Genomic DNA, 2,973 nt, shown 5'->3' with positions numbered 1-2,973 from the left:
AGATTCAGCTACTTTGGTTTCAACAGCTGTTTTTGCTTGGCTTACTCCAACTGTTTTACTTTCATTTGAATTTAAAGTTTCAACAACTTTAATAGTTTCAAGCTCTGTGTCTTTGTTACTTGGCTTAACTTTATCAACAATAGTTTTGATATCCGCTTCTAACTTCTCAAAACCGGCCTGATTAAATTGCTGCCTATAAGAAATATCTATAAAACTCTGTACCTTTTTATCTATCACAGAGTTGTTATCATTAAATAGTTTGCCATTTTTAGTGTTATTTAGTTGATACAGTGACTTCAACTCATCTACAGTATAAATATCACTAAATAGCTGTGTACTTTTATCATCAAAGATAGAATCTGCGGCTGAACTATTAATGTAATTTTGTATTACCGTTCTTAATTTTTGTTGTAATTCAGGTTGATTCAGATATTGACGAGAAAGCTCATTGAGCCCCATATTATTCAGTGTCTTAATTGCTATAGTATCTAAATTAGTTGGTAATAACATTTTTGCTTTAAGATCGCGGGGTATGTTAGCTGCTTGAGCTGAACTATATGCCACAAAAAAATTTTCGTTCTCATCAGCAAAACTTGAAGTATTTAATAAAAAAGAAGTCATTGTAGCCAAAATTATCTTATGCTTCATTTGGCTTCACCACCGTTTAGAACTACTTTAATTTGATTTTGTAATACAGCCTGTTCACTCAAAATAGAAGGTAACTGATTATATAGATCCTGCATTGCCAAGCTTCTTTGCTTTTGTTTACTCAGTATTTTTTGACCTTGTGTTGTTCCATAAAACTCTATTTGATTTAAAACAGCTTCTTCTGATTGTATTTTAGAAAATTGGTTTTTATATTCTTGCAATGAAGTTCTTTGAATTTCATTTACTCTTGACAAAATATAATCTTTATAAACCTGTTCCACCTCTTTTGTAGTCTGCGCCCTTGCTTCAGATGAAACTTCATAGCCTCGTAGTGCACCTTCAACCTTAGAATGTGCGAAATCTGAGTATCGTTTTTGCTCAATTTTTTTAAGCTGAATTTTATTGTCTATATCTAAATATCTATAATATTGTTCAGCAGAAGATGAAGATAAAGGCGTTGTCTTCCCAGCCATACTGACAGACAACAAACCAAAAGAAATAAAAAACACTCTAAGTAGTAACATCCTATGCACCAGCTATGTATATTTGTTAGACAATGAATTGCAATATCAAAGAAAAATTTATCACACTATTATCTTGTTAAGTGAAACGCCAACTATATTACCGAACAAACGAGCGTACGTTAACGATTAATTTGTAAATTTCAAATACATATATATACCAACATTTTTCCCCCAACAATTTCAATCCAACTTAAGTATTAATGCTACACATCAACAATCAAAACCAAAATAAAACAAATTAAAACAATGAATTACATATTGTTTTATTTTTAATAAATTTGCGTGTAAATGGCTTTATCTCAATTTTAAAAACAACTTTTAAGTTATTTTTTTTCTAAATGTTATTCTAATATTTATATTAAAAAACATAAAAAAAAGAGAGATGATGTTTTAAAATCCTCTCTCTAAAAACAGAAAAATCAGACTCAAATAAAAATACACTGAGCAAATATTTAAAAAAACTTATCAATGTTGGTTTTTTTTAAAATTCATTACACTATAATTAAACGTTTTCACTTAACCGTTCGACCAAACAATTATGCCATGTAGTCTTCAGTAATTATGCTTTAACATCAACGCATTTAAATGCTGTTTTAGCATATGAAAACTCTCTAACCCCGAAATACTTCATCCTAAGACTACTTTTAGAACTCAAATCTCCTGCAGCACAATCTAAAACGACCTATCCCTTTGGATATATCAAAAATTTATTTTATAATTTCAGACCTATTGAATATACTTTTCACTTAACTTTAGGTGTTGACCAGATAAATACGCCTTACCATCTACACAAACAAATTCAGTTGTGCCTTTAGGCAGATTGTTTGTTTTCCAGAAAAACTCAACCTCTCCCCCAAGAGGTAATGGTCCTCCCTGACAATCTCGAACAGAACTACCATTAGGATGTTCCAATAATTTCTGTCTTGGTATTGGACTAAATGAATCAATAAAACCGCTGCAACCAGCGATAAGCAATACCAAAGTTGAAACTGATAATATTTTATAAATGCATTTCAAGAAAACTCTCACTGTTAATCTATCGATGATGAGATTTAGGGTAAATTACTACGATCATCAATACTTCCTGCAGATATAGTGGTTTAATAAAACTGGACACCAAATTAGATGGTAATCTAACCACCTAAGAGGTGAACCATGAAAAAACAAAGACGTACATTTACCGCTTAGGTTCTTGACCAGGTAAATATGCCTTTCCATCTACACAGACAAACTCAGTAGTACCTTTAGGGAGGTTATTTTTTTTCCAAAAAATCTCAGTTTTGGAACTATTTTTGGATAAAGTTCCTCCTTCACAATTAGAAAGAATAAAACCATCTGCACCTTTTAAATAATGATCAGTATCAGGTGTCGTTAATATGTCCATATCAACACAGGCTTGAAGTATCAAACTAAAGACAACCAAAATGGACATTTTAAAACCACGGATATTGACCATCTCTTAACTCCCAAGTATTTGAATGATACAATTTTAAATCTAATTTTTTTCGAACAATTAGTTAAATAGGCAACCAAGTTACCTGCGACTTTTTCAATCACCAAAGCTGTGGCTAAAGCGTTACTGACAAAATACTTTTCAAAGACGGCAAAGACTTCAATATCACCTTTTGGATCTTCTGTCTGACCTAGTATATTTCGACTAAAACATACAGTACTCTGACAACGCTTACTATTTTCTTTTTGACATCCTCATCCCCCTAAACGGGGGTGATTCCTACTGCTAGACGCTTATGTCCTGAGAAACACTGTTTCGCAAGAAGTATGTTCTTAGCTGCGTTTACAA

4 protein-coding genes are annotated in these 2,973 nt (G+C 31.9%); all 4 read right to left on the bottom strand.

Going from position 1 to position 2,973, the window contains the following annotated elements:
* Nucleotides 1-648: hypothetical protein (locus Aru01_RS18150; protein ID WP_042111774.1), on the bottom strand; the 648-nt coding region annotated here is incomplete at its 3' end.
* On the bottom strand, nt 645-1,172 hold the full coding sequence (locus Aru01_RS18145) for a hypothetical protein (RefSeq protein ID WP_016655989.1): 528 nt from the start codon (nt 1,170-1,172) through the stop codon (nt 645-647). The genes Aru01_RS18150 and Aru01_RS18145, both read right to left, overlap by 4 nt.
* Nucleotides 1,173-1,898: 726 nt before the next feature.
* Nucleotides 1,899-2,189, bottom strand: a complete 291-nt coding sequence (locus Aru01_RS18140; protein WP_016655988.1) for a hypothetical protein — start codon at nt 2,187-2,189, stop codon at nt 1,899-1,901.
* A gap of 160 nt (nt 2,190-2,349) precedes the next feature.
* Nucleotides 2,350-2,628 (bottom strand): hypothetical protein, encoded by a 279-nt coding sequence (locus Aru01_RS18135; protein ID WP_016655987.1) that lies wholly within the window; start codon nt 2,626-2,628, stop codon nt 2,350-2,352.
* Nucleotides 2,629-2,973 lie beyond the last annotated feature (345 nt).

This window comes from Acinetobacter rudis, assembly GCF_000829675.1.
GTDB classification, from domain to species: Bacteria; Pseudomonadota; Gammaproteobacteria; order Pseudomonadales; family Moraxellaceae; genus Acinetobacter; species Acinetobacter rudis.
Note: the sequence above shows the minus strand (reverse complement) of the source record. Positions and strands in the feature narration are given on the sequence as shown.